1 protein-coding gene is annotated in these 221 nt (G+C 72.4%); it reads right to left on the bottom strand.

Annotation, left to right across the window (positions count from 1 at the left end; genetic code table 11):
* Positions 1-221: KR domain-containing protein (locus ACLF6P_RS30140; protein WP_415954610.1), on the bottom strand; the 221-nt coding region annotated here is incomplete at both ends.

Below are 221 nucleotides of genomic sequence, written 5' to 3' on the forward strand. Positions count from 1 at the left end.
GAGCGCCGCCTCACCCGTGGACACAGCCGCATCGAACAGACCCAGGCCCTCATCGACCGAGAGGAGAGGTATCCCTCCGCGCTGCATGCGGGCGATGTCTGCCGCGTTCAGTCGGTCTGCCATGCCGCTGTCGGCCCAGGGGCCCCAGGCGAGGGAGGTGGCGGGCAGGCCGGTGGTGTGGCGGTGGTGGGCGAGGGCGTCGAGGAAGGCGTTGGCGGCGG

The organism is Streptomyces lothianensis, from assembly GCF_047779955.1.
In the GTDB taxonomy this organism is placed as follows: Bacteria; Actinomycetota; Actinomycetes; order Streptomycetales; family Streptomycetaceae; genus Streptomyces.